Raw genomic sequence first — 24562 nt, 5'->3', positions numbered from 1 at the left:
GCACCCTTTTCCGTTCAGGTCATTTTCGGGGGCGTTCCTATAGGCGCGACGGGATGGCCTTTAAGGCTTATCGCAACCTGCCCAGATCCACCGGGCGATTGTTGATGATCGCCTCCATCGAGAAAAAGCCGGTCACCGTCGCAAGATCGAAATTCGTGATCAGCTTCTGATAGAAGGCGTCATAGCCGGCCATGCCTCTCGTCACGACCTTGATCAGATAATCCCAGTCGCCACCGATGCGGTAGAAATCGATTACCTCGGGCAGCCGGTCGACATGCGCCCGGAACTCTTCAATCCATTCCTTCGAATGATGACGCGTCCGGATCATGACGAAGACGGTCAGATCCAGGCCCAAGGCCTGCAGGTCGATTTCGCTGTGTGAACCGCGAATGAGACCGAGGGAGTGCAGGCGCTGCAGACGCCGCCAGCAGGCATTCTGCGACAGCCCGACCTTGTCGGCGAGATCGCGCTGCGACAGGTTGGCGTCGATTTGCATCGCACGGAGAATTTTCATATCAAAATCGTCTATTTTTTTATTTTCGCCGATCATTTGACCCAACCTTGAAGAATTATGCGGGGAAATAGGTGAGTTTTGTGATCGTGATGTAGATTATGATCGAGGTCAATATCCGATACAGGAGAACGACCTTGGACGCTTCCCGACATCACCCGTCACCGATCGAGACGCCGCTGGCTCAATTTCGCCGCAGCCTGGACCGGGCCGACGTGATCGCACGTCTTCGCGATGGGCTGGTTGGAGCAAATGCCAAGATCGCAGGGCCTTATGGGGAAAAGCCGCTGGTCTATGCGGACTATGTCGCTTCGGGCAGGGCACTGCATCAGGTCGAGCGGTTTATCCTCGAGGAGGTCCTTCCCTATTATGCCAACAGCCATACGGAGGCCTCTTATTGCGGGGGCTTCATGACACGCCTGCGGCGCGAGGCACGCACCCTGATCGGAGAATTCTGCGGCGCCAGCGACCGGCATGCGGTGATCTTTGCCGGTTCGGGCGCGACGTCAGGGATCAATCGTCTCGTCAAGCTGTTCGGTGTGGCGGATGCGGTGGCGGCCGGAAAACGGGTGCGGGTCATCGTCGGTCCCTATGAGCACCATTCCAACATTCTGCCCTGGCGCGAGAGCGGAGCGGAAATCATCGAGATTGCCGAAGAGCCGGCAGGCGGCCCGGACCTCGCTCTTCTACAGGAAGCGCTCGATGCACGCGTCGATCTGATGATCTGCACGCTGTCAGCCGCCTCGAACATTACCGGCATTACCAGTGACGTGACGGCGATCACCCGATTGGTGAAGGCTGCCGGTGCCAGGATGATCTGGGATTATGCAGGTGCCGGCCCTTATATGCCGATTGCCATGAGCCCGGCGCGGGATGCGGAAATCGACGCGATCGTCGTGTCGCCACACAAGTTCATCGGCGGGCCTGGTGCCTCCGGCATCCTGATCCTTCGTCGCGATGCGGTCACGACGGCCAAGCCATCCTGGCCGGGTGGGGGAACGGTCAAGTTCGTCTCGCCGCAGAACCACGACTATTCCGACAGCCTGGAGGCCCGCGAGGAGGCCGGCACGCCCAATGTCGTCGGCGACATCCGCGCAGCGCTCGCCTTCATCGTCAAGGAGGCGATCGGTCGGGACGCGATGGCAGCGCGCAATCGCGAACTCGCCGAACGCGCCTTCAGAGCCTGGAAGGATCTGCCGCAGATGGAAATCCTGGGACTTTGCCAGCCGGAGCGGCTGCCGATCTTCTCGTTCCGGATTGCGGACGGCAAACGCGGTCATGTGCACCAGCAGCTTGTAACGCGGATGCTGAGCGACCGGTTCGGCATCCAGGCACGTGGCGGCTGCGCCTGCGCCGGGCCTTACGTCCATCGGCTGCTGTCGATCGATGACGATCAGTCAGAGGCGATCCGGCGGGCAATCCTCTCCGGTGACGAAATCAGGAAGCCCGGCTTTATTCGCCTCAACTTCAGCGTCCTGCTGACGGACGAGAAGGTCCAGTTCATTCTTGATGCTGTTGCACAGATTGCCGAGGACGCAGCCGGTTTCGCGGGCGAATACGAGGTTGATCCGAGCCGTGCTATCTTTTCTCCCAGGATCAATACGAGGGAGGATATGGCCGATGCATAAGCCTGATGTCGCCGGTTTCCACGATGCCCGTACCGGCAGCATTCAATACGTCGTCGCTTGCCCGGCGACGCGAAAATGCGCCATCATCGACCCGGTTCTCGATTTCGACGAGAAGTCCGGATCGACGGCAACGACAAATGCCGACGGCATTCTCGATTACGTCAATGCCTGCGGCCTGACGGTGGAATGGATACTCGATACACATCCGCATGCGGATCATTTCTCGGCGGCAGCGTATCTCAAGAAGAAAACGGGTGCACCAACGGCGATCGGCGCGCATGTCCGGCAGGTGCAGGAAATCTGGCGCAAGATCTATAACTGGCCCGATCTTGCCTGTGACGGATCGCAATGGGACCGGCTGTTTCACCATGGGGAGACATTCACCCTTGGCGAAATGGATGTCCGGGTCATGCATTCGCCCGGCCATACATTGGCGTCGATCACCTATGTCGTCGGCGATGCGGCCTTTATCCACGATACGCTGTTCATGCCCGACAGCGGCTCGGCTCGCGCGGATTTTCCCGGCGGCAGTGCTGCCAGCCTTTGGCACTCCATCCAAGACATCCTGAACCTTCCCGACGACACCCGACTGTTTACCGGCCATGACTACCGGCCGGGTGGGCGTGCTGCACTCTGGGAAAGCAGCATAGCGCTGCAAAAGGCGGAAAACCCGCATCTGGCAAGTCAAACGGAAGAGGATTTCGTGACATTACGGGAGGCCCGTGATCGGACATTGCCGATGCCAAAACTGATCCTGCACGCGCTGCAGGTGAATATTCGCGGCGGCGAGCTGCCGCCTGCAGAAGACAACGGGCGGCGTTACCTGAAGATCCCGCTTGATGCGCTGCCGGGCGCGGTGTGGGGATCCTGACGCGGTGGACGGCTCCCTGCCGCAATTGCTGCTGACGATCGGCTCAGGCTCGCTGATCGGCTGCACGCTCGGCCTGATCGGCGGCGGTGGGTCGATCCTTGCGACACCGCTTCTGATCTACGGTGTGGGAATGCGCGACGTCCATATGGCGATCGGCACCGGCGCACTTGCGGTATCCGTCAATGCCTATCTCAACCTCGTCGGCCATGCGATCAGAGGGCATGTTTGGTGGCGCTGTGCATGGATCTTTGCAATTACCGGCGCCGTCGGCGCTTATCTGGGGTCGAGCCTCGGCAAGCTCATCAACGGACAGAGCCTTCTCTTCATGTTCGGCCTGCTGATGATGTTCGTCAGCTTCATGATGCGCAAGTCTGCGTGTCAGTCGGGTGTGACAGCACAATCGCTGACAATGCGGACCCACGGAAAGACCGGTGTCGTCGCTCTTTGCACAGGCGTAGGATCCGGTTTCTTTGGTATCGGCGGTGGTTTTCTGATCGTGCCCGGCCTGCTGCTGTCGACCAGCATGCCGTTGATCAATGCGGTTGGGACATCGCTGCTTGCGGTCGGGACCTTCGGCCTGACGACCGCCGTAAACTATGCCGCTTCAGGTTATGTCGACTGGCCGACCGCCGGCTGTTTCATCGCAGGCGGTGTCGGCGGCGGGATCGTCGGGACCATTGCTGCGACCCGTTTGGCTCCCCGCCGAAATATTCTTGCCAACATCTTTCGCTGGGTTGTTTTCTGCGTCAGCCTTTATGTGCTTTGGCGAAGTGCGGCCGCTTTTTAGGTCGATTGTCCGCCCAGGCCTCAGCATCAAGTCTGCCATCCCAAGGTGGGCGCGATTACTTGCTTCTATGGATTTACGGGGGAAGCGAGGCTCGCCGATTGTGCCGTATGTCCAACCTTGAGGCCCGTATATCCCGAATATCCCATATAGAGAGCGATCAGCAGCATCAGGATGCCGGAGGCGTAAGGGGCACGGCTGGCGAATTTGCTGAAACCGGACCAGCGCTTCTGGACGTGGCGAATGCTCAGGGAGGCCAGCACGCCGGCCGAAACCATCGTCACCGCCAGTCCGATGCTGAAGCAGACGACGAGTACCGCGCCAAGCGATAATTGCTTGAGCTGCAGACATAACAAAAGCACGGTGATCGCTGCCGGGCAGGGGATGAGGCCGCCCGTCAGGCCAAACATGATGATCTGCCAGGTGGTGACGTTCCGGCCGTTGAACCGTCTGGTGATCTCGTTGGCATGGGCTCTCGCATGCGCATCCATGTATTCGCCGCCGCCTGTGCCGAGGCTTTCGTCCGCGTGTTGATGATCCGCCTCGCTGAAAACGACATCGTAATCATGGGTGTGGTTTCCATGACCCAGGCTGATACGGGCGTTGAACTCATGTGGTTCGGCAATTTCCGCAATACTCTCGAGATAGCCCTGCCTGTCGACGAAGGTGAATTCCTGTCTTGCACCGTCGAAGCGCTCGGTTACGACCGTTACATCCCTGGCCGCCCAGCCATGACCGGTTTCGAACCTGATCCTGAAACGCGGCGGAACGCCGTCCTCAAAGACTTCCAGCGCCATGACGCCATGGCCAGTATCAATGCGTCGCGCTTCTTCCTGGGCACCATGATCATGACCGCCGTGGTGATGGTGAGAATGTTTGTGTGCGGCCTCAAGCTGCTGCTCGCGCCATGTTCGCCATATCATCCATAACGCGATACCGATGACGATCGCTGCCGACGCGAGCTGGAAATACGGTTCGCTCGCTTCGGCGTCCATGCCTTGCCCGAGATACTGACCTCCCAGGGCGACGAGCCACACGACTGCAGTATGAGAGATCGCCGCCGCCAGTCCAAGCATGACCGCCTGGCTGACCGTGCCGCGAACCGCAACGATGAAAGCCGCCATCATGGTCTTTGAATGCCCTGGCTCGAGGCCGTGCAGGGCGCCCAGCAGGATTGCCGTCGGGATGAACAGCCATGCATGGGCCGTGCCCTGCTGGAGCAGGTCTGTGAAAGAAGTCATGGGGGAGTCTTTCGCGAAGCAGGAATTTCAGATAGTATAGGGGGGTATGTTAAATGTTGTCAATTTTGAAGTTTCGTGGTCATCTGTGGTAGTTGGTCGCCAACCACAAAGCCCGTTTCGACCAGGAGCCCGAATGTCGCACACCATCAGAGAGAAGCAGAAGCTCATCAACCGTGTCCGCCGCATTCGCGGGCAGATGGAAGGTGTCGAGCGGATGCTCGTCGAAGAGAAGGGCTGTGCTGAGGTCATGCAGGTGATCGCCGGGGTCCGAGGTGCGGTCAACGGCCTTATGGGCGAAGTCATCGAGGATCACGTTCGGGAGCATGTTGCGGCAGAAGGGCTGACGCAGAAGGAGCGCGACGAGGGAGCCGCCGAACTGATCGAGGTTCTTCGCGCCTACATGAAGTAGGAATTCGGAATGAAGGTCGAAACGCCCTGCACTGAAATCTGTCAGTTCGATCCGCGCAACAAATGGTGCGTCGGTTGCGGACGCACCCCCGATGAGATCAGGGCATGGCGCAAGCTGTCGCCATTTCATCGTACCAGGCTCGGAAACGAGCTGAAGCATCGGATGAAGACCCTTAAAAGGTGAGCGGCGCACGCGGTGTCACTCATCCGGTTTCGTTCAGGTGCCTGTCAGACTGAAGCTTCATCTCCACTTGACCCAATCAACGTGTCGAGTGATGCATGCGCCTACGAAAGAAACTCGCTCTGATCGCTGCAGCATTGCTGACCTCGGTCGCAAGTCTGGGCGGATATGTCGCCTATTTGCAGGTCGTGGGAAATTTCCACACAGCAGTCGATGGTGAACTTTACCGTTCCGCGCAACCCTCTCCGTCGCAGTTGGCGCGTTATGCCGATGCTCATGGAATAAAGACGATCATCAATCTGCGCGGGCCATCCAATGCCGGCTGGTACAAATCCGAGATCAAGGCGGCCAAGGAACTCGGGATCGAACATATCGATTTCGGCATGAGTGACGCAGTTGTCCTTTCTCCCGAACGGGCCGACGAGATCGCACGGATAATGAAAAGCGCGCCCAAGCCGATACTCATTCACTGTAAGGCTGGATCGGACCGTACGGGACTGGTGGCGGCGATCTACAGTCTTCAGGTCGCGGCGCAGGATGAAGAGACTGCCGAAGGCCAGATCTCGTTTTATTACGGCCATGTCGGCATACCGCTTGTCTCGCGCGCCTGGGCAATGGATGTGAGCTGGGAAGCACTGGAGGATCATTTCCTTCGGCAGAAAACCGACCAGAAAGCCGCGGAAGACCTTCACCTCAGCCGACTTCAAGGCAATCGTGCCTGACGGCATCACCCGGGCAGTCTGCCGGCAACAAAGCAATTTCCCATTTGCCCTGGCATTCTACACCGATTCTGTGCGCTCAACGGACGGCGTCCCAAGACCGATCGCGTTATCGTCTCATTTGTGAACGTTTAACAAATAGTATAGGCAAGCGGCTTGTATCGGCTGAAAACAGTATAGTTCCGGCATCGATTAACCATACATTAACCATAACATTTCGAATTTCGTCTACTCCACAGAATTCATTCGTATTTTCGCCGCGAAGCAAGCAAAGATCGATGCCAAGCATGTTTTGGTGATTTGTACCGGGACACTATATCGGCGGCGGACTTGTTAAGGTTACGGAATCCTTACCTGGACTGCGAAAAGCAAGCGTAGGGCGGACGAGTTTTGAGTTTGAGTGGCGGCAAACTTCCCCTCTGGTCGAAATGGCTAGGGATCAGTGCAATGTGTGCGACGATGGCATCCTGTGCCACGACGAATACGGCCGAGGCCCCGAAAAAGAAGGGTCATGGAAAAGAGTATTTTTCGGAAGCGGAATATGGCGTGAAGGCCAGCCCGCGCGTTGTGCAGGAGGGGCAGCCCGTCCCGAAGGGCGGCGGCCGCTTCATGATCGGCGACCCCTATCAGGTCAAGGGCAAGACCTACGTGCCGAAGGAAGATACGGGCTACAACAAGTCCGGTCTTGCGTCCTGGTACGGTTCGGCCTTTCATGGTCGCTACACCGCCAATGGCGAAATCTACGACAGCGCGGCGCTGACTGCTGCGTCTCCGACTTTCCCGCTGCCGAGCTATGCCCGCGTGACCAACCTCGAAAACGGCACCTCGATCGTCGTTCGCGTCAATGATCGCGGGCCGTATCATGAAGGTCGCATCCTCGACGTTTCCGGCAAGACGGCGGAAATGCTCGACATGAAGCGCACCGGCACCGCCCGCGTCAACGTGCAATATGTGGGCCGTGCCCGCATGGACGGTGAAGACATGCCGTTCCTGATGGCGTCCTATGTCCGCAAGGGCGATCGCATGCCGTCGTTCAATCCGGGCGGGCAGGTGGCAAGTGGCGTGATGGTGGCGTCCAACCAGCCGCTGCGCGAGCAGTTGCAGAACTATGGTTCTTCCATGCCGGTTCCGCGCGGCTCAAATGCGTCGCCGAGCAGACATCCGGTCGCCGAACAGTTCGAGCAGCAGACTGCACAGGTCGCAGCGCTGCCGCGTGCGGCTCCTGTTCCTGCAGAACGCAAGACTGTGGCTTCCGCACGGCCGGTGCGACAGGAGGGGGTCGTCGCCTCGACCTATTCTCCGGCGCCGATCCAGCAGAAGGCTCAGCCGTCTGCTCGCGTCCAGCCGGCGCCACGTGTCGTTGCCCAGGCTCAGCCGGTTCAACGAGCCGCCCCGATGGAGACAACCGAAACCGCCTACGCGGCCGAGCCTCCGCAGGGCAAGGTTGCCCGGGTAATGTTCGGCAATATGCTGCTTGAACCGCCAAAGCCGGGCAGGAAGTATTGATACCAGCGGTGGTTGCCGCCCCGGCACCCTGCTGCTACGCATGATGCCGGGCGGACGTGCGGGGGAATGATGCGACGTTTTCTGCTTCTCGGTTTGGTGCTGGCCGTGATCGCACAGCAGGCAGCGAATCCTGCGGTGGCGCAGGAGAGCCAAGCGCTATTCGAGACCAAGGCCAAGCAGGCCTATCTCGTCGAAGAGAAGACCGGAACGGTTCTTCTCGCCGTCAACGAGAATCAATCCTTTCCGGCGGCCTCGCTTGCCAAGCTGATGACGATGAACCTCGTCTTCGAGGCGTTGAAAGCGGGCACGATTACGCCGGAGACGCTCTATCCGGTCAGTGAATATGCCTGGCGCACCGGCGGCGCGCCGTCCGGCACGACCACGATGTTTGCGGCGCTCAAATCGCAGGTGCCGGTCGCCGACCTTTTGCGCGGCGTGGTGATCCAGAATGCCAATGACGCCTGTATCGTGCTGGCCGAAGGGATTGCACGCACAGAGGGCGAGTTTGCCGCCCGCATGACCGCGCGGGCAAAGGATCTCGGCCTGTCGCGTTCGACATTCGGCAATGCCACGGGTCTGCCCTATGCCGAGAGCTGGACGACGGCACGCGATCTCGTCGAATTGTCGCGACATCTCTACCGTGATTATCCGGATTATTATCCGCTCTACGCACAGCCCGATTTCCAGTGGAACAAGATTTTCCAGCGCAACAAGAACCCGCTCCTGTCGCTCAATATCGGTGTCGACGGGCTCGGCGCCGGTTTTGCCGATGGTACCGGCTATGCGCTTGCCGCTTCCGTTGCACGCGACGGCACGCGGCTCTTTCTGGCACTCGGAGGACTTTCCTCCGACAAGGACCGGACGGACGAAGCCAAGCGGATACTCGAATGGGGACTAGGGTCGTTCCAGACCAAAATTCTGTTCAAGGCCAATGAAGTGATCGGCCAGGCGAGCGTTTATGGCGGCGCGGAGGGCAAGGTTGACCTTGTGACGAAGGAGCCTGTCGAAGTTTTCGTGCCAAGGCTCAATCCCGAGCGTCTGTCCGGCCGGATCGTCTATCACTGGCCGCTCAGAGCGCCGGTGGCGGCAGGCAGCGAGATTGCCGTGCTGAAGATATCCTCGGGTAACCGGGTGATTCGCGACGTGCCGCTGATGGCGGCCTCGCCGGTGGAGGTTGGCGGCTTGAGGGCGCAGGCGAGCGACGCTTTGGTGGAATTGATGTTCTTCTGGCTCTGAGATTGTTTCGCAAGAGCGGCGGATGCACTATAGGGCGGTCTCGACAACGGGTAACAAGACACGCGTGGCAGATCGTTCGGGCATATTCATCACCTTCGAAGGCGGCGAGGGGGTCGGCAAATCGACGCAAATTCGCCGTCTGGCTGACAGCCTGCGTCGGGCAGGACTTGACGTTCTGGTCACCCGCGAACCGGGCGGCTCGCCGGGCGCGGAGGCCGTCCGCCACGTTCTCCTGAGCGGTGCGGCGGAGGAGTTCGGCGTGCGAATGGAGGCGATCCTGTTTGCCGCCGCACGCAATGATCACGTCGAAGAAATCATCCGGCCGGCGATCGAAACCGGCGCCGTGGTGCTCTGCGACAGGTTTGTCGATTCGTCTCGTGTCTACCAGGGCGTGACCGGCAATCTTGAACCGGGTTTCATCGAAGCGCTGCAGCGGATCGCCACAAACGGGGTGATGCCCGACCTGACCTTCATTCTCGACCTGCCGGCAAAAATCGGCCTTGGACGGGCGCGTCATCGCGGTGGTGACGAGGCGCCGGACCGTTTCGAGAAGGAAGAGATCGAGACGCACGAGAAGCGGCGCCAGGCCTATCTCGACATAGCCGTTGCGGAGCCCGCACGGTGCATGGTCATCGATGCCGACAGATCCGAAGACGCGATCGCCGACGAGATCCTGATGCTGGTCGAAACCGCCGTCGATCACGGCGTTGCCGGGGAGCCGGCGGCATGAGCGATAACGATCCGCAGGTTCTCGACGGAGCCGTGGCGCCGGCGGCCAATACGAAGCTTTTCGGCCATGGGCCGGCACTCGAATTTCTGGCACGCAGCTACCGCACCGGCAAGTCGCACCATGCCATCCTGATCGAAGGTCCGGAAGGGATCGGCAAGGCGACGCTCGCCTTCCGCTTCGCCAATTACGTGCTTGCCAATCCCGAGCCCGGCCTTGCGCCGGTGACGATCCCCGACCCCGATCCGTCGACGCCGATCAGCCGGCAGATCCTTTCCGGCGCCTCGCACAATCTCCTGCATCTTTCACGACCGGTCGACGAAAAGACCGGCAAGGTGAAGAGCGCCATCACCGTCGACGAAGTGAGGCGGGCAGGGCGTTTCTTTTCACAGACCTCGGGTACCGGCAATCGTCGCATCGTGGTGATCGACCCGGCCGACGACCTGAACCGCAATGCCGCCAACGCGATCCTGAAAATCCTCGAGGAACCGCCGCGCGGTGCGATGTTCCTCGTCCTGTCGCATGCGCCCGGAAAACTTCTGCCGACCATCCGGTCGCGCTGCCAGGCGCTGAGCTTGTCACCACTCACCGACACTGAACTGCACGCGGCGCTGAACGCACTCGGGCAGGGCCTGGACGGTGGCCAGAGCGAGGCGACTGTGATGGCGCTCGCCAAGGGCAGCGTTTCGCGCGCCTTGAAGCTGATGAATTACGGCGGGATCGACATCATCGCCGCCTTCAACGAGATCGTCACCGGCCAGGGACCTTCGGCGCGACGGGCCATGCACCGCCTTTCCGACGTCCTGTCGGGCAAGGACAGCGAGGTGATCTTCACCTTCTTCCTCGAACACCTGAGCGAACATCTGGTCGAGCAGGCGCGTCTGGCTGCCCGGCAGGGCCAGTTGCCGTTGGCCGACCGGCGGGCACGACTGGTCAGCGAGATCGGCGAAAAGATCACCGTGTCGACAGCCTACAATCTCGACCGCAAACAGACGCTGCTCTCGATTCTGGAAGCCGCGCGGGCCGCCTGACCTGACGTCGCCGAGCTAAGTTTGGGTTTCGCATCGGCGCAACATGCGCTAAGAGCGGCATGACCCGCGCTGTGGCGCGGCTTCCCCTTGTTCTTGGCCCAATTTTTCGGCCCATGTTTCCGAGTATTTCGATGTCCGACAAGACGCCTTTCTACATCACGACTGCGATCTCCTATCCGAACGGCAGGCCACATATCGGCCATGCCTACGAACTGATCGCGACCGATGCGATGGCGCGTTTCCAGCGCCTCGATGGAAAGGACGTATTCTTTCTGACCGGCACCGACGAACACGGCCAGAAAATGCAGCAGACGGCGCGCAAGGAAGGCATTTCGCCAGAGGAACTTGCTGAGCGTAATTCCAACGAGTTCCGCGCGATGGGCAAGCTGCTCAACGCTTCAAACGACGATTTCATCCGCACCACCGAGGCGCGCCACCACGAGGCATGCCAGGTGATGTGGAATCGGATGGCCGACAATGGCGACATTTACAAGGACAGCTATGCGGGCTGGTATTCGGTGCGTGACGAGGCCTATTACGCCGAGGACGAGACCGAGGTCCGTGCGGATGGCGTGCGCTACGGGCCGCAGGGCACGCCTGTCGAATGGGTCGAGGAATCGAGCTATTTCTTCAAGCTGTCGGCCTATCAGGACAGGTTGCTGAAGCTCTTTGAAGATCAGCCTGACTTCATCGGTCCGGCGGAACGGCGCAACGAGATCATCTCCTTCGTGAAGTCGGGACTGAGGGATCTGTCGATCTCGCGGACGACCTTCGACTGGGGTGTCAAGGTGCCGAACGATTCGGCGCATGTCATGTATGTCTGGGTCGACGCGCTGACGAATTACGTCACCGCGACCGGTTTGCTGACGGATGAGAACGGTCCACGGGCGAGATACTGGCCGGCGGATGCGCATATCATCGGCAAGGACATTATCCGCTTCCACACTGTGTACTGGCCAGCCTTCCTGATGTCGGCAAATCTGCCCCTGCCGAAGCGGGTTTATGCCCATGGATTCGTGCTCGCCAAGGGCGGCGAGAAAATGTCGAAGTCGCTCGGCAACGTGCTTGATCCGTTCGAACTGATCGAACATTTCGGTCTGGACGCGATCCGTTATTACCTGATGCGCGAAATCTCCTTCGGCCAGGACGGCTTTTGCAGTGAAGAGGCCATCGGCATCCGCATCAATGCGGATCTCGCCAACGGCATCGGCAACCTTGCCAGCCGGTCGCTGTCGATGATCGTCAAGAATTGCGACGGCCAGATCCCGACGCCCGGCGAACTGACTCAATCCGATCGCGACATGCTCGCCTCAGCCGATGCGCTGATTGCGATCTGCCGCGAGGAAATCGGCAAGCAGATGCTCCACAAGGCGCTGGCCGCGATCATCGCCGTCGTCTCCGAAACGGACCGTTATTTCGCCGGCCAGGAACCGTGGGCGCTGAAGAAGACCGATCCCGAACGGATGGCTACCGTGCTTTACGTGACGGCGGAAGTGGTGCGCCAGATCGCCATCCTGCTGCAGCCGTTCATGCCGGAATCGTCGGCCAAGCTGCTCGATCTGGTCGCAGCCGGCCCGGATGCCCGCGATTTCGCCGCTCTCGGCGAAGCCGGCCGTCTCGTTCCCGGCACGCCGCTCGAAGCGCCGAAGCCGGTCTTCCCGCGCTACGTGGCGCCGGAAACTGCGGCCTGAGGGACGACTTTTCAGGAGATGGCCCGGGTAATATTTACCGGGCCGTCCTATATGTATTGAAGCCAAGGTTTGAATGACGTTCATGCTGATCGATACCCATTGCCATCTGGACTTTGCCGAATTCGACGCCGAGCGCGACGAGCTGATCGAACGCGCCCACCAGGCGGGCGTCAAACAGATGGTGACGATCTCGACGCGGGTCAAAAAGCTCGACACTCTTCTGGCGATTACCGAAAAATATCCGTCGGTGTTCTGCTCTGTCGGCACCCATCCGAACAATGCCGGCGAAGAACTCGATGTGACCGCCGAAGACCTGATCCGGCTTGCCAACGCCCATGGCAAGATCGTCGCAATCGGCGAGGTCGGTCTCGACTATTTCTATGACACACAGACGCCGGCCGACCAGAAGACGGGATTGCTGCGCCATATCGAGGCCGCACGCGTCACCCAGCTGCCGCTCGTCATTCACAGCCGTAGCGCCGACGAAGACATGATCGGGATCCTGACGTCTGAAAGCGGGAAGGGAGCCTTCCCCTTCATCCTGCATTGTTTCTCTGCCGGGCCGGAGCTTGCGCGGGTTGGCGCCGAACTCGGCGGGTATATATCCTTTTCCGGCATCCTGACTTTTCCGAAGTCGCAGGATATCCGCGATATCGCAAAGACCGTGCCGCTGGACCGGTTGCTGGTCGAGACAGACGCGCCGTATCTGGCGCCGAAGCGCTGGCGCGGCAAGCGCAACGAGCCCTCTTATGTCGTCAATACTGCCGAGGTGTTGGCCGAGGTGCATGGCGTAAGTTATGCCGAGATGGCGGCGATCACCACCGAAAACGCGTTCCGCTGCTTCTCGAAAATGCCGAGGCTCTGAGGGTGGCAACAGGATACCGGCGCCGGTTCACCATTCTCGGCTGCTCGTCGTCTCCCGGCGTGCCGCGGCTGAACGGTGACTGGGGCGCCTGCGATCCGGAGGAGCCAAAAAACCGGCGTATGCGCACGGCCTTTCTCGTCGAGCAGATCGCTCCGGATGGCGGACGCACGGTGGTGGTGATCGATACCGGCCCGGATTTTCGCGAGCAGATGATCACGGCCAAGGTCAGCCATGTCGATGCGGTGCTCTACACTCATGCGCATGCCGACCATCTGCACGGGATCGACGATCTGCGCGGCTATTTCCACAGCCAGCGGTCACGCATTCCGATCCATGCCGATCCTCTGACGATGGAGCGTATCCGCCAGGGTTTCGGTTACTGCCTTCAATCGCCCGCGGGCAGCAACTATCCGCCGATCGTGACGCCAACGTTGATCGAAGATCTCGATGACGACATCATCGTCAAAGGAGCCGGCGGATCGATCCGTTTTCGGCCGCATATGCAGGTGCATGGCGATACGCATTCACTGGGTTTCAGGATCGGTGATGTCGCTTATTGCACCGATGTCAGCGACTTTCCGGACGGCAGTATCGAACGGCTTTCGGGGCTCGACATGCTGATCATCGACGCGCTGCAATATACGCGCCATCCGAGCCATCTGTCGCTCGAACAGGCGCAGGACTGGATTTCACGCCTGGGCGCCAAGCGCGCCATTCTCACCCATATGCATATCCCGCTCGACTATCGGACGGTCATGGAAGAAACGCCGGCACATATCGAGCCGGCTTATGACGGGCTGAGTTTCGAGATCGACATGCCGGACGCCGCTCACTGAGCCATGAGGAGGCACAGGGAGGGCCGAGGCATCCTCTCCCTACACGTCCCCCCATTCAAGACCACAGCCTGTTTCATGTCGGTCAGCCGAGCAAAGCCCGCTTATGGGCTTCTGCCAGATCCGCCATACTGTTGAAGCGGAAATCGTATTTCGGCATGCCGCCCGGATTCATCGTCGCGCCGAAACCGTCCTGGTCATAACGCCGATAGGTCCAGCAGGATGGGAGGCCGTGACGGTTTGCCGGGCCGTGATCGTGAAACATGCTTTCGGCGGTATGCAGGATCTCATGTCTGTCGAGATCGAGCGTCTTCAGATTTGCCAGCATGTAATCGAAATTGCGGTCGGCGGGCTTGTAGGCGCCGACATCCTCAGCCGTGTAGATCGCGTCGAAAGCTACGCCGAGCTTTTCGTTGCTCGCCGCAAAGCTCTCATTGTCGACATTCGACAGGATGATCAGCTTATAATGCTGCTTGAGATATCCGAGCGCCTCGACGGAATCGGCAAATGCCGGCCAGTTCTTCACCGACTGACCGTAAGTGATGCATTCGGCCCAGCTGACCGGGATCGCCCATTCCTCGGCGAGACGCTTGTAGACGATCGGAAGCAGGTCGCGATAGATCTTGCCGGGTGTCTGCAGCTGCTGGGCCGATTCATGGCGCGCATGGGCTTCGAGAATATCATTGCGGGAAAGCGGTGCGGCAGCGCGGTCCGTGAGAGGCTTCAAGCCTTCGACCATGCCGGTTTCCCAGTCGATGAGCGTCCCGTAGCAGTCGAATGTCAAAGCCTTGAAGTCAGTGAGTTTCATTGTCGACAAATCCTTGATGCAAAATGGAATACGCTATTTCAGACGACGAATGGATCAGACGATCCAAACCGCAGCTGCCAGTCTCGCGACCAAATTGCATCAATTCAAGTTCCATGCGCGACGTCATGGATATAAATGCGGATTTTGATGTGTCCTTTGAATGGGCGGAATGCCCGGGTTTGTCGGTACTGCAAGAAACGAAGGTAGTTTGGTCCAGTATTTTAGGCACGCAAGAACAAGGTTGAATTTCCAACGTCGAATCGTGGCTCGGACGACTATCTCGACCAGCCTGCGAAGATCCCCGCCGTCATTCCTGATCCGCCTGGTATCCGATTTACAAGCTCAAGGTTGCCAGCGTCGGCATATCTTCGCCAAGCTCGACCGTGATGCCACGCTGCCGGTCATGGGGCTGATCCTCGGCCTCATGCTGGAGGAGAATTTCCGGCGGGCATCGTGCTGGTTCTCATGATCCTGCCGAGATTTTGCGCGGTCCGTCAGGAGGCGTTTCAGGAATGAGCAGCCATGTCGTGGTTATAGGTACCGGCATCGTCGGTGCGGCAACAGCCGCCGACCTTCCGAGGTACTGTCACCACGTCACCATCATAGAACCGGGCAAGCCCGGCGGGCGGCAGGCCGCAAGCTATGGCAGCAGCGGCTGACTTCGTTCGACCTCCATCATCCCGATGTCCGTGCCTGGGCTTTGGAAGAAGGTGCCGGGCTTGATAGTTGATTCGGCGGGACCTCTTGCAATCCGCTGGCGGCACAGCTGGCGTTTCTGAATGACGCCTTTGCCGCGGTGCCAAAATCGTCGCAGTGGAACTTTGGCTTCCCGACGCGGAACCTGTTCCGTCATTCGAAAACCTCCCGCAAAATTCCCATACAGCCAAGGACCGGGCCTAAAAGCGCCGGAAACGGATTGACGTTCGGCAAGAAGTTCAATACTCTGTATATGTTCAATATACTGAACATTCGATCAAAGGAGGAGTGATCGTGAGTGGACGCGGTGTGGAGCGTGTCTTGGATATGATCGAGTGGTTTGCAGCCTCACCGGGAGGCGCAAGCCTGTCGGAAATCGCTGCTGCGCTTGCCATGCCAAAGTCGAGCGCGCTCCTGATGCTGCAGTCGCTGACGGAGCGCGGTTATATCCGCCGAGCAGAAAGCGGCGAGTATCAGCTTTTGAGGCTGCCCGGCGAAATCTCCCCTGAAGGACGCAATTACGGTGCCCTGATCGCGCTGGTGTCGCCTTACCTTCAGGAGGCGGTGCATGGAACGGGTGAGAGCGGCTTCATCGCAGTGCTGGAAGGCCCATCCATCCGATACTTGAACAAGGTGCTGCCGAAGCGCGAGATTCTTTATGATCGAGACATCGGCCCGACACGGCCCGCACACAAGGTTGCCAGCGGGATTGTTCTGCTTGCCGCCAGCAGCGATGCCCAGGTCGACGACTATGCGGCTGAAGCATCGCTTTCCCCGGAAGAACATTCAAAGCTTCGTGAAGCCGTCTCGATTGCGCGGGCGTCGGGGTTCTATTTGAACGCCATGGGCGTGGTCGAAGGCGCCGCCGGCGCTGCTGCACCGATTGTCGGCGTCGACGGCAAGGCTATCGCCGCACTCAATATTTCCGGTCCACAGGTCCGGTTCGTCTCAAATTCCGACCGCATCAGTGACGTGGTCCGTGAAACTGCAGTCGCGATCAGTGAGGAGCTGGCGCGTCGCAGCCGTCGTCTATCCAAAGGGAGGTAATAATGAAATTCGTAATGCTTTCGGTCGTCACCGGCCTGGTTGCCGGCATCGCCGGTTTCGCCCAGGCACAAGACGTCCCGGCTGGTTATCCCGCCGATTATTCCAAGATCATCGAGGGGTCGCGTTCCGAGAAGGGCCTGATGGTCTATTCCAACATGGCCGACAACAACTGGCAGCCGCTCATCAAGGGCTTCAATGCCAAGTATCCCTGGGTGAAGATCGAGACAGTCGATCTTGGCTCCGGCACCGTGCATTCCCGCTGGGAGGCCGAAAAGGGATCGAGCGCTCGCACCGCCGACGTGCTGGTATCCGGCGCTAACGATCGTTGGGCGTCGTATGGCAAAGACGGCCTGATGGAGGACTACAAAAGCCCGGAACTTGCCAAGCTTCCGGAATTTGCACATCCTTATCCGGGTGTGAACGTGCTTTCTACCGACCCGTTGGTCATCACATACAATGCAGCATTGCTGCCGGAGGATCAGCGTCCGAAGGGATTTGCATCGCTGGTCGAGGATGCTGTCGCCGAGCCGGATACGTTTAAAGGCAAGATTACGACCTATGATGCCGCCCGCAACAGCTTCGGCCTCGCGGCCTGGTGGGCCTATATGGACAAGAAGGGGGAAGCCGGCTGGGATGGACTTCGCAAGATCGGCCCGATGATCCGTGGAGAAACCTCGGGCGGCCCGATGAATGAGAAGATCGCCACTGGTGAATACCTGATGGGGATTGCCGTTTCCGGCATCACCATCTTCCCGCGCCTGGAACAGCCGGGCGGCGAAATCCTTGGCTTTGCTTTTCCCGACGACGGCACGATCATGATGCTGCGTGGAATGGGCATTCCAAAGGGCGCCGCCAACCCGAATTCGGCAAAACTTTTTCTCGATTATGCGCTCAGCCAGGATGGACAGACGCAGGTCGGCAAGGGCGGTCTTGTGCCCTATCGTGAAGATGTGCCGGAAGACCAGGTCCGCTACACTTTCCAGAAGATCAGCGAAATCGTCGGCAAGGATAATGTGATCACAGCCGGTTTCGACCAGCGCCTGATCACCGAGGCGGGTCCCTTCGTCGAGAAGTGGAACGCTGCAATCGCCGGCAAATAGGCCGAGCCGAAGGGCCGGCCGCCAGCACCCCTATACCGCCGGCCCTTCCACCAACCCTGACAGGAAAATTCGATGACGGATATCAGCCACCCCGGCACGGCCGGACGGGGGATAGACCGATCGCGTGCGATCTACTGGGGCGTTGCGGCGCTGACGACGATCCTCGTATTCGGTCCGATCACCCCGATTATCTTCCAGGCTTTCCTCGACAAGCCGCTTTATGACGATACGGCCGTAATGACGGTCGGCAATTTCACCCGCCTGTTCAGCGAGCCGGGCATGGCCGGCGTTTTCTTCAACACGCTCTATTTCGGCGCCTTGACGATGGTGGTCGCGCAGGTCTTCGGTGCAGTCATGGCCGTGCTTGTCGGCCGCACCAACCTGCCGGGCCGCAAGTGGCTGGGCGAGATCTTCATCTGGCCGCTGTTCGTTTCGAACCTCGTCATAGCCTTCGGCTGGTTCACCATGTATGGCCCGTCGGGCTTCATGACGCTTGCTGCCAAAACCTATCTCGGCGGCGCGCCGTGGAACCTCTACAGCGTGACCGGCATGGGCATCGTCGCGGGCCTCAGCCAGGCGCCGCTCACTTATCTCATGTGTCTGGCGGCCGTCACCAAGGCTGATCCGCTGCTGGAAGATGCGGCGCGTTCGACCGGTGCCGGTCCCTTCCGGGCTCTGTTTTCGGTCACAATCCCGATGATCCGTCCGGCGATCATCTATTCGGCGGTGCTGAACTTCGTCGTCGGCATCGAGATGCTGGCAATCCCGCTGCTCTTCGGCGGCCCGTCCGGCATCCAGACAGTCACGACCTTTCTCTACAACGCCGGCATCAATGCTGCCGTGCGGCCAGAATACGGCATTGTCGGTGCAGCTGCCGTCATCCTTTTGGTCGTCGTCGCCTTCCTCGTTTGGCTGCAGGGTTTTCTGATGAAGGGTGCTGGCCGCTTCGTCACCGTACGCGGTAAGGCGAGCCGGCCTTCGACGCTCGACCTTGGCGCCTGGCGCTGGCCGGCCTTCGTGTTCGTCTTTGCCTTCGCATTCCTGACGATCATCTCGATCTTCGGTGGCATCTTCATGCGCTCGGCGGTGAGTTTTCTCACGCCGCTCATTCCCTTCTGGAAGGTGCTGACGACTGCGAATTTCGAGCATGTTCTCGGATCGGCCAACTATGTGCGCTCGATCGTCAATTCCGTGTTGGTTGCAACAATCGGTGCGGCAATCGGTACGTTCTTCATTCTGGTCATCGCGCTGGTTGCCCGTCGCTCCGACTTCAAGCACAGCCGGTCGCTCGAATATATCGCGCTCTTCCCCCGCGCGCTGCCGGGGATCATCGCGGGTCTCGGCTTTTTCTACGCGGTGATCTGGCTGCCCGGAGCAGACGTTATCCGCGGCACGATCGCCGTGCTGATCCTCGCCTTCATGATCCGCTACATTCCGGTCGGTTTCGGTGCGATTGCGCCGGCGCTGGCCCAGGTCGGCGAGGAACTCGATCGTGGTGCACGCATCTCGGGTGCAGACTGGTGGACGACGGTGACGCGTATCATCGTACCGATCCTGAAGCCTGCTCTGTTCAGCTGTTACGCGCTGCTCTTCATCCACTTTTTCAAGGAGTATGTGACGGCGGCCTTCCTCTACCAGCCGGGGTCCGAAATCATCGGCACCACCATGCTGCAGCTTGTCGCCCAAGGCGATAACGGACCGGTCTCCGCCCTCGCAACCATCCAAGTCGTCATTACCGCCGCGTTCGTCATCATCGCACGCCGCGTCATGGGAGCCAAAATCTATGGCTGATCTCGTTCTCGAAAATCTCACCATCAAGTACGGCGCCGTCACGGCCGTCGACAATCTCAACATTCATGTCGCGTCGGGCGAATTCCTGACGCTGCTCGGGCCTTCCGGTTGCGGCAAGTCGACCTCGCTGTTTGCGGTCGCCGGCCTCAATCATGCGACTTCGGGTACGATCCGCGTCGGCGACCGGGTGCTGTTCGACGGTAACCCGAACAACACGGTGCCACCGGAAAAGCGCAATATCGGTCTGGTCTTCCAGTCCTATGCGCTCTGGCCGCACAAGACGGTGGCGGAAAACCTGGCCTTCCCGCTGACGCTTCGCAAGATCGGCAGGGCGGAGCGCGACGAGCGCATCAGGGAAGCCCTCGGCCTCGTCGAAATGCTGCCCTATGCGGACCGTTATCCGTTCGAGCTCTCGGGCGGCCAGCAGCAGCGTGTCGCGCTCGCCCGTGCGCTCGTCTATCGCCCACCGCTTCTGCTGCTCGACGAGCCATTGTCGAACCTCGACGCGAAACTGCGTGAACGTGCCCGCGTCTGGCTGCGCGAATTGCAGGAACGACTGAACGTCACCACCATTTACGTCACCCATGACCAGGCGGAAGCACTTGCCGTTTCCGACCGGATCGCCGTGATGAGCATGGGCCGGATGCGCCAGCTCGGCACGCCGCGAGAGATATACGAGCGTCCAGCCGACAGCTTCGTCGCGGACTTTATCGGATCGTCCAACTTCTTCGACGGCACGATGATCGAAGGCGGCACGGACAGGGCACGTATCCGTCTTGCCGACGGCAGCGAGATTGTCACCCCACCCGGTCCGGCCGGTAAGGATGGTTCCGTCGTCGTCGCCATCCGTCCGGAAAAGATCGAGCTTTCCAGCTCGACTGGACCGAACACGATGCGGGTGTCGATCGATCAGCGCACCTATCTGGGTTCGGTCTGGCAATATGCCGTCCGTTCCGGCCCGATCGAGTTTCGCATCCAGACCCCTTCCGAGCTGAAGGAGGATTCTATCCTCGTACGCATCCCTCAGGAACATTGCGCTGTCTTCCCCGACAAGCCCGGCGCGAATTGAGGTCCCCATGGCAGAGACAAAGAAAACTGTCCGCTTTCAGCCCGAGCAAAAAGGGCCGTTGCACGGCATCCGTGTCGTCGACCTGAGCCGCGTCGTCGCCGGCAACATGCTGTCCTTGCAGCTTGGCGACTTTGGCGCCGATGTCGTCAAAGTGGAGCCGCCACAGGGGGATGCACTTAGGGAATGGCGCGACAACGGCCATTCGCTGCACTGGAAGACCTATGGCCGCAACAAGCGCTCGATCGCGCTCAACCTGCGCCAACCGAAGGCGCTGGCGGCACTGATGAAGCTGCTCGAGAAGGCAGACGTTTTCATCGAAAACTTTCGGCCGGGGACGCTGGAGGAGATGGGGCTTTCACCGGAAAGCCTGCTTGAGCTCAATCCGAAGCTGATCATCGTGCGGATTTCTGGATTTGGCCAGACAGGACCTTACGCCAAGCTTCCGGGTTTTGGCACGCTGGTCGAGGCGATGAGCGGTTTTGCCTCACGTACCGGTTTTCCGGATCGAGAGCCGGTATTACCGCCGCTGGCTCTGGCCGACATGATCTCGGGCCTCACGGGTGCCAATGCGGTGATGATGGCGCTGTTCGCCCGTGAACGCGGCGATGCCAAGGGCCAGGTCATCGACCTGTCACTGCTGGAGCCGATCTTCGCATCGCTTGGACCGGAGGCCTCGATCTACCACGTGACCGGCAAGGTCAAACAGAGGTCCGGCTCCGGCTCCAACACGGTTTCGCCACGCAACGTCTATCTGTGCAGCGACGGGAAATACGTGGCGCTGTCCGGCTCCACGCAGGTGATCGCAATGCGCATCTTCGACATCGTCGGTCGGCCGGAGATGAAGGACGATCCGCGCTTTTCGACAAATATGGAACGCGTCAGACATCGCGAACTGGTGGATGAAGCACTCGGTGCATGGTTCCTCACCCGCACCCGCGACGACGCTCTCGCAGTGATGCGTGCGGCCGGCGCAACCGTCGGCCCGGTCTACGACATTGCTGATATCAGCACCGACCGGCATTTTGCCGAGCGGGAGATCGTCGTCGATGTGGAGGATGCCGATCTCGGCAGCATCCCACAGCACAACATCTTTCCGCGCCTGTCTGCGACGCCCGGCGTCTTCCGCCATCCGGCGCCGGATGTCGGTGAGCAGACCGAGGCCATCCTCGCGGAAATCGGCATGGCTCCGGCAGACCTGGAGGTGAAGGAATGATTTCCTCGCTTCTTTACGTTCCCGGCAATGCTCCCCGCTTTCTGGAGAAGGCGGGACAGCGCGGTGCCGATGTCGTCATCATCGATCTCGAGGATGCCGTGCCGGAAAATGCCAAGACCGAGGCGCGCGACGGGCTGGCGAGTTGGGTGCCGGAGATCCGGCAGGCCGGGTGCCAGGTCTTCGTCCGTGTCAACCAGTCGGATCGCCTCGTCGAGGATGCGGTGGCGGCAACCCTTGCCGGGGCCGATGCACTTTATGTCCCAAAGGTCGACAGTGCGGACGTTCTCGTGCGTCTCGATGAAAGCCTGAGGTCCCATGAGACGGATCGTCAGCCGATCGCCTTTGTACCGCTTATCGAGGATATGAAGGGCCTGTTCGAGGTTCGTGCGATCGCGCACGGGCCACGCGTTATGGCGATCACCTCCGGCGGCGAGGATCTGGCCACTGCGATGGGCGCCAAGCCGACCCCGGATGTGCTGCGTTATCCCAAGCTGATGATCCATTATGCCGCCAAGGAAGCCGGAGTGCTTTCCTTCGGCATGCTGAGGACCACGGTCGATTTCGCCGACAAGGATTCTCTCCGCTCTGCCGCGATCGAGGCGCGTGACTTCGGTTTCGACGGAGCGACCTGCATCCACCCCTCCGTCGTGCCCATCCTCAACGAATGTTTCGCTGCGAGCCCGGAAGAGATCGCCTGGGCGCAGAAGGTCGTCGCCGCCAACGCGGAAGAGGCGGCTGCCGGGCGAGGGGCGTTCATGCTGGATGGCAGGTTCGTCGACGCGCCGATCGTGACGCGCGCCGAAAAGCTACTTGAGCGATTTGAGAAAGGACGGGCCAACTGATGACCCATGACATCATCCAAGGGGCCGAGCACGGCACGCGTGGTCGACGCATCCTCGTCAGCCACAACAAGATTGCCGAAAAGGCGATCCGCTTGTTGAACGCGCATGATATCGACGTCTTCTTTTCGCCGCCCTACGACCCCTCGGATGTGGTGGCCAAGCGCGCTGCCGATCTCAAAATCGACGGGCTGATGGTGCGCCAGGGGCGCATCACGCAAGAGGTGATTTCGGCTTCGCCCAATCTTCGGGTGATCGCCAAACACGGCGTCGGCGTCGACAATGTCGATATCGCCGCGGCTGCAAAGCTGGGTATCCCCGTGCTTCGGGCAATGGGCTCGAACTCTCGTGCCGTTGCCGAGCATACGATCGCGCTCGCCCTCAGCCTGATCAAGGAAGTGCTGCCACTTGACCGGGCGGTGAAGAGTGGTGAATGGCCGAAGCCGACATTCACAGGCAAGGATTTTCTCGGCGCCACGATCGGTCTCGTCGGTTATGGCGGGATCGGCCGCGAGGCTGGCCGCATGGCCGAAGCGCTCGGTATGGAGGTGGTGGTCTACGATCCCTTCGCGCCAGGTGCCGCCGAGGCTGACGGGTTCGCGTCCGCCAATGACATCGATGCCATGTTGCCGGCGCTCGATATTCTCAGCATCCATTGCCCGCTGACGGCTGCTACCCGCGATCTGATCGACGCGCGTCGTCTGGTGTTGATGAAGAAGTCTGCGGTTCTGGTGAACACCGCCCGCGGCGGCATCATCAACGAGGCAGATCTGGCACAAGCGCTTGCAGCCGGCACGATTGCCGGGGCGGCGCTCGACAGTTTCGCCACCGAGCCGCCGGCCGCCGACAGCCCGCTCTGGGCCCTCAACACGCTGATCGCGACGCCACATATCGGTGGCGTCACCTATGGCTCCGCCGATGCGATGGCGGTCATTGCCGCCCAGCACATCATCAGCGTTCTCGATGGCAATGCGCCCGACGAACGCTCCATCGCCCGTCCAACCGAACTTTCTGCCTGAGGATTTCATGACCTACGGATTTCGCGTCAAACTGAACTGGGATCGTATCGAGCCTGCTCTCGTGGATGCCTTCCGCAGCCTTCCGGTTGCCAATGTCAGCGATTCCATGTCGCGCATCTGCGCGCTCGGCACTGGTATGCGACCGATGCATCGGTCCGGCGTTCTGGCCGGCCCTGCGCTCACGGTACGCACACGTCCAGGTGACAACCTGATGCTTCATAAGGCGATAGACATGGCAAAGCCCGGCGACGTGATCGTCGTTGACGCCGCCGCCGACATGGCGAATTCTCTTATGGGCGAACTGATGCTGGCGCATGCCCTGCGGCGCGGCGTTGCCGGATTTGTTCTGAATGGCGCAATTCGGGATGCCGAGGCCTTTCTTGAGCGCAATGTCCCGACATTTGCCGTCGGTGTCACCCACCGCGGCCCCTATCGCACGGGACCGGGGGAAATCGGACTGCCAATCGCAATCAACGGCACCGTCATCGAGCCGGGTGATCTCATTCTCGGCGATCTCGATGGCGTGGTGAGTGTGCCGAAGGCGGAGGCGGCCAATATACTTGCGGCTACGCTTAAAAAAAATGAGGCTGAAACAAAGCAGATGGCCGAGACAGAGGCCGGCACGCTGGAGCGCGCATGGGTTGACAAAGCACTCTTGGAAGCTGGTTGCGATTTTATCGACTGAGCAGACTGCCAAGCGGGGTCAGTCGCCTAGGCGAGATCGATCTATACGTGACTTTAGCTGGGC

Annotated in this window: 26 protein-coding genes; 23 read left to right on the top strand and 3 right to left on the bottom strand. The window is 60.1% G+C overall.

Features of this window, described 5'->3' with window-relative positions:
* Nucleotides 1–67 precede the first annotated feature (67 nt).
* Nucleotides 68–550: an Lrp/AsnC family transcriptional regulator gene (locus AC2GXZ_RS15175; RefSeq protein ID WP_483759988.1), complete on the bottom strand. Its 483-nt coding sequence runs from the start codon at nt 548–550 to the stop codon at nt 68–70.
* 62 nt (nt 551–612) lie between these two features.
* Here AC2GXZ_RS15175 and AC2GXZ_RS15170 point away from each other — a divergent pair, with 62 nt between their 5' ends.
* Genes AC2GXZ_RS15170 through AC2GXZ_RS15160 form a run of 3 tightly spaced genes read left to right on the top strand, consistent with a single transcriptional unit; the run spans nt 613 to nt 3797 of the window.
* Nucleotides 613–2139 carry an aminotransferase class V-fold PLP-dependent enzyme gene (locus AC2GXZ_RS15170; protein WP_483759987.1) on the top strand — a complete coding sequence of 509 codons (1527 nt, stop codon included), beginning with the start codon at nt 613–615 and terminating at the stop codon, nt 2137–2139.
* Nucleotides 2132–3010 carry an MBL fold metallo-hydrolase gene (locus tag AC2GXZ_RS15165; protein WP_483759986.1) on the top strand — a complete coding sequence of 293 codons (879 nt, stop codon included), beginning with the start codon at nt 2132–2134 and terminating at the stop codon, nt 3008–3010. Before AC2GXZ_RS15170 ends, AC2GXZ_RS15165 begins: the two co-directional genes overlap by 8 nt.
* Before the next feature lie 4 nt (nt 3011–3014).
* Nucleotides 3015–3797, top strand: coding sequence for a sulfite exporter TauE/SafE family protein (locus AC2GXZ_RS15160; protein WP_483759985.1), 783 nt, complete (start codon nt 3015–3017; stop codon nt 3795–3797).
* Between the two features lie 65 nt (nt 3798–3862).
* On the opposite strand, the gene AC2GXZ_RS15155 is transcribed toward AC2GXZ_RS15160, so the two are convergent.
* The gene (locus AC2GXZ_RS15155) at nt 3863–5035 is read right to left on the bottom strand and encodes a nickel/cobalt efflux transporter (RefSeq protein ID WP_483759984.1); all 1173 of its coding nucleotides are present in this window, start codon (nt 5033–5035) and stop codon (nt 3863–3865) included.
* 133 nt (nt 5036–5168) lie between these two features.
* Here AC2GXZ_RS15155 and AC2GXZ_RS15150 point away from each other — a divergent pair, with 133 nt between their 5' ends.
* The 10 genes from AC2GXZ_RS15150 (at nt 5169) to AC2GXZ_RS15105 (ending at nt 14235) form a co-directional block, all read left to right on the top strand.
* Nucleotides 5169–5444, top strand: a complete 276-nt coding sequence (locus AC2GXZ_RS15150; RefSeq protein WP_483759983.1) for a metal/formaldehyde-sensitive transcriptional repressor — start codon at nt 5169–5171, stop codon at nt 5442–5444.
* A 9-nt stretch (nt 5445–5453) separates the two neighbouring features.
* A complete protein-coding gene (locus AC2GXZ_RS15145) occupies nt 5454–5627 on the top strand; it encodes a DUF1289 domain-containing protein (RefSeq protein ID WP_483759982.1) in 174 nt (57 codons plus the stop codon).
* Between the two features lie 95 nt (nt 5628–5722).
* Nucleotides 5723–6346, top strand: a complete 624-nt coding sequence (locus AC2GXZ_RS15140; protein ID WP_483759981.1) for a dual specificity protein phosphatase family protein — start codon at nt 5723–5725, stop codon at nt 6344–6346.
* 444 nt (nt 6347–6790) lie between these two features.
* Nucleotides 6791–7849 carry a septal ring lytic transglycosylase RlpA family protein gene (locus AC2GXZ_RS15135; protein WP_483759980.1) on the top strand — a complete coding sequence of 353 codons (1059 nt, stop codon included), beginning with the start codon at nt 6791–6793 and terminating at the stop codon, nt 7847–7849.
* A 66-nt stretch (nt 7850–7915) separates the two neighbouring features.
* Nucleotides 7916–9085, top strand: coding sequence for a D-alanyl-D-alanine carboxypeptidase family protein (locus AC2GXZ_RS15130; RefSeq protein ID WP_483759979.1), 1170 nt, complete (start codon nt 7916–7918; stop codon nt 9083–9085).
* A 22-nt stretch (nt 9086–9107) separates the two neighbouring features.
* The gene (tmk, locus tag AC2GXZ_RS15125) at nt 9108–9815 is read left to right on the top strand and encodes a dTMP kinase (protein ID WP_483759978.1); all 708 of its coding nucleotides are present in this window, start codon (nt 9108–9110) and stop codon (nt 9813–9815) included.
* Nucleotides 9812–10843: a DNA polymerase III subunit delta' gene (locus AC2GXZ_RS15120; protein WP_483759977.1), complete on the top strand. Its 1032-nt coding sequence runs from the start codon at nt 9812–9814 to the stop codon at nt 10841–10843. Before tmk ends, AC2GXZ_RS15120 begins: the two co-directional genes overlap by 4 nt.
* Nucleotides 10844–10974: 131 nt before the next feature.
* Nucleotides 10975–12534: a methionine--tRNA ligase gene (metG, locus tag AC2GXZ_RS15115; protein WP_483759976.1), complete on the top strand. Its 1560-nt coding sequence runs from the start codon at nt 10975–10977 to the stop codon at nt 12532–12534.
* A gap of 82 nt (nt 12535–12616) precedes the next feature.
* On the top strand, nt 12617–13399 hold the full coding sequence (locus tag AC2GXZ_RS15110; RefSeq protein WP_483760268.1) for a TatD family hydrolase: 783 nt from the start codon (nt 12617–12619) through the stop codon (nt 13397–13399).
* Nucleotides 13400–13401: 2 nt separating this feature from the next.
* Complete coding sequence (locus AC2GXZ_RS15105; protein ID WP_483759975.1) at nt 13402–14235, top strand: MBL fold metallo-hydrolase; 834 nt, start codon at nt 13402–13404, stop codon at nt 14233–14235.
* An 82-nt stretch (nt 14236–14317) separates the two neighbouring features.
* Here the strand turns inward: AC2GXZ_RS15105 and AC2GXZ_RS15100 are convergent, their stop codons facing one another.
* On the bottom strand, nt 14318–15040 hold the full coding sequence (locus AC2GXZ_RS15100; RefSeq protein ID WP_483759974.1) for a haloacid dehalogenase type II: 723 nt from the start codon (nt 15038–15040) through the stop codon (nt 14318–14320).
* A gap of 241 nt (nt 15041–15281) precedes the next feature.
* On the opposite strand from AC2GXZ_RS15100, the gene AC2GXZ_RS15095 reads away from it, so the two are divergent.
* The 10 genes from AC2GXZ_RS15095 to AC2GXZ_RS15050 all read left to right on the top strand — a co-directional run bounded on the left by AC2GXZ_RS15095 (nt 15282) and on the right by AC2GXZ_RS15050 (nt 24499).
* Nucleotides 15282–15509, top strand: coding sequence for a hypothetical protein (locus AC2GXZ_RS15095; protein WP_483759973.1), 228 nt, complete (start codon nt 15282–15284; stop codon nt 15507–15509).
* Nucleotides 15510–15552: 43 nt separating this feature from the next.
* Entirely contained in the window at nt 15553–15699 is a 147-nt protein-coding gene (locus tag AC2GXZ_RS15090; protein ID WP_483759972.1) for an FAD-dependent oxidoreductase, read from the top strand.
* Nucleotides 15700–16030: 331 nt separating this feature from the next.
* Nucleotides 16031–16783, top strand: a complete 753-nt coding sequence (locus tag AC2GXZ_RS15085) for an IclR family transcriptional regulator (RefSeq protein ID WP_483759971.1) — start codon at nt 16031–16033, stop codon at nt 16781–16783.
* 2 nt (nt 16784–16785) lie between these two features.
* Nucleotides 16786–17883 carry an ABC transporter substrate-binding protein gene (locus tag AC2GXZ_RS15080; RefSeq protein WP_483759970.1) on the top strand — a complete coding sequence of 366 codons (1098 nt, stop codon included), beginning with the start codon at nt 16786–16788 and terminating at the stop codon, nt 17881–17883.
* A gap of 72 nt (nt 17884–17955) precedes the next feature.
* On the top strand, nt 17956–19674 hold the full coding sequence (locus AC2GXZ_RS15075; RefSeq protein WP_483759969.1) for an ABC transporter permease: 1719 nt from the start codon (nt 17956–17958) through the stop codon (nt 19672–19674).
* Complete coding sequence (locus AC2GXZ_RS15070) at nt 19667–20743, top strand: ABC transporter ATP-binding protein (protein ID WP_483759968.1); 1077 nt, start codon at nt 19667–19669, stop codon at nt 20741–20743. The genes AC2GXZ_RS15075 and AC2GXZ_RS15070 overlap by 8 nt, the downstream gene beginning before the upstream one ends.
* A 7-nt stretch (nt 20744–20750) precedes the next feature.
* Nucleotides 20751–21956 (top strand): CaiB/BaiF CoA transferase family protein, encoded by a 1206-nt coding sequence (locus AC2GXZ_RS15065; RefSeq protein ID WP_483759967.1) that lies wholly within the window; start codon nt 20751–20753, stop codon nt 21954–21956.
* Nucleotides 21953–22798, top strand: a complete 846-nt coding sequence (locus AC2GXZ_RS15060; protein ID WP_483759966.1) for an HpcH/HpaI aldolase/citrate lyase family protein — start codon at nt 21953–21955, stop codon at nt 22796–22798. Before AC2GXZ_RS15065 ends, AC2GXZ_RS15060 begins: the two co-directional genes overlap by 4 nt.
* Nucleotides 22798–23814, top strand: coding sequence for a hydroxyacid dehydrogenase (locus tag AC2GXZ_RS15055; protein WP_483759965.1), 1017 nt, complete (start codon nt 22798–22800; stop codon nt 23812–23814). Before AC2GXZ_RS15060 ends, AC2GXZ_RS15055 begins: the two co-directional genes overlap by 1 nt.
* A gap of 7 nt (nt 23815–23821) precedes the next feature.
* The gene (locus AC2GXZ_RS15050) at nt 23822–24499 is read left to right on the top strand and encodes an RraA family protein (protein ID WP_483759964.1); all 678 of its coding nucleotides are present in this window, start codon (nt 23822–23824) and stop codon (nt 24497–24499) included.
* The last annotated feature ends 63 nt before the right edge of the window (nt 24500–24562 follow it).

This window comes from Aliirhizobium sp. YIM B11859 (assembly GCF_057163345.1).
Note: the sequence above shows the minus strand (reverse complement) of the source record. Positions and strands in the feature narration are given on the sequence as shown.

Bases quoted from the DNA above. Each gene is read 5' to 3' on its own strand.
- AC2GXZ_RS15175 (WP_483759988.1), bottom strand. From the start codon at position 550: ATGATCGGCGAAAATAAAAAAATAGACGATTTTGATATGAAAATTCTC.
- AC2GXZ_RS15170 (WP_483759987.1), top strand. From the start codon at position 613: ATGATCGAGGTCAATATCCGATACAGGAGAACGACCTTGGACGCTTCC.
- AC2GXZ_RS15165 (WP_483759986.1), top strand. From the start codon at position 2,132: ATGCATAAGCCTGATGTCGCCGGTTTCCACGATGCCCGTACCGGCAGC.
- AC2GXZ_RS15155 (WP_483759984.1), bottom strand. From the start codon at position 5,035: ATGACTTCTTTCACAGACCTGCTCCAGCAGGGCACGGCCCATGCATGG.
- AC2GXZ_RS15150 (WP_483759983.1), top strand. From the start codon at position 5,169: ATGTCGCACACCATCAGAGAGAAGCAGAAGCTCATCAACCGTGTCCGC.
- AC2GXZ_RS15145 (WP_483759982.1), top strand. From the start codon at position 5,454: ATGAAGGTCGAAACGCCCTGCACTGAAATCTGTCAGTTCGATCCGCGC.
- AC2GXZ_RS15140 (WP_483759981.1), top strand. From the start codon at position 5,723: ATGCGCCTACGAAAGAAACTCGCTCTGATCGCTGCAGCATTGCTGACC.
- AC2GXZ_RS15135 (WP_483759980.1), top strand. From the start codon at position 6,791: ATGTGTGCGACGATGGCATCCTGTGCCACGACGAATACGGCCGAGGCC.
- AC2GXZ_RS15130 (WP_483759979.1), top strand. From the start codon at position 7,916: ATGATGCGACGTTTTCTGCTTCTCGGTTTGGTGCTGGCCGTGATCGCA.
- tmk (WP_483759978.1), top strand. From the start codon at position 9,108: ATGCACTATAGGGCGGTCTCGACAACGGGTAACAAGACACGCGTGGCA.
- AC2GXZ_RS15120 (WP_483759977.1), top strand. From the start codon at position 9,812: ATGAGCGATAACGATCCGCAGGTTCTCGACGGAGCCGTGGCGCCGGCG.
- metG (WP_483759976.1), top strand. From the start codon at position 10,975: ATGTCCGACAAGACGCCTTTCTACATCACGACTGCGATCTCCTATCCG.
- AC2GXZ_RS15110 (WP_483760268.1), top strand. From the start codon at position 12,617: ATGCTGATCGATACCCATTGCCATCTGGACTTTGCCGAATTCGACGCC.
- AC2GXZ_RS15100 (WP_483759974.1), bottom strand. From the start codon at position 15,040: ATGAAACTCACTGACTTCAAGGCTTTGACATTCGACTGCTACGGGACG.
- AC2GXZ_RS15090 (WP_483759972.1), top strand. From the start codon at position 15,553: ATGAGCAGCCATGTCGTGGTTATAGGTACCGGCATCGTCGGTGCGGCA.
- AC2GXZ_RS15080 (WP_483759970.1), top strand. From the start codon at position 16,786: ATGAAATTCGTAATGCTTTCGGTCGTCACCGGCCTGGTTGCCGGCATC.
- AC2GXZ_RS15075 (WP_483759969.1), top strand. From the start codon at position 17,956: ATGACGGATATCAGCCACCCCGGCACGGCCGGACGGGGGATAGACCGA.
- AC2GXZ_RS15070 (WP_483759968.1), top strand. From the start codon at position 19,667: ATGGCTGATCTCGTTCTCGAAAATCTCACCATCAAGTACGGCGCCGTC.
- AC2GXZ_RS15065 (WP_483759967.1), top strand. From the start codon at position 20,751: ATGGCAGAGACAAAGAAAACTGTCCGCTTTCAGCCCGAGCAAAAAGGG.
- AC2GXZ_RS15060 (WP_483759966.1), top strand. From the start codon at position 21,953: ATGATTTCCTCGCTTCTTTACGTTCCCGGCAATGCTCCCCGCTTTCTG.
- AC2GXZ_RS15055 (WP_483759965.1), top strand. From the start codon at position 22,798: ATGACCCATGACATCATCCAAGGGGCCGAGCACGGCACGCGTGGTCGA.
- AC2GXZ_RS15050 (WP_483759964.1), top strand. From the start codon at position 23,822: ATGACCTACGGATTTCGCGTCAAACTGAACTGGGATCGTATCGAGCCT.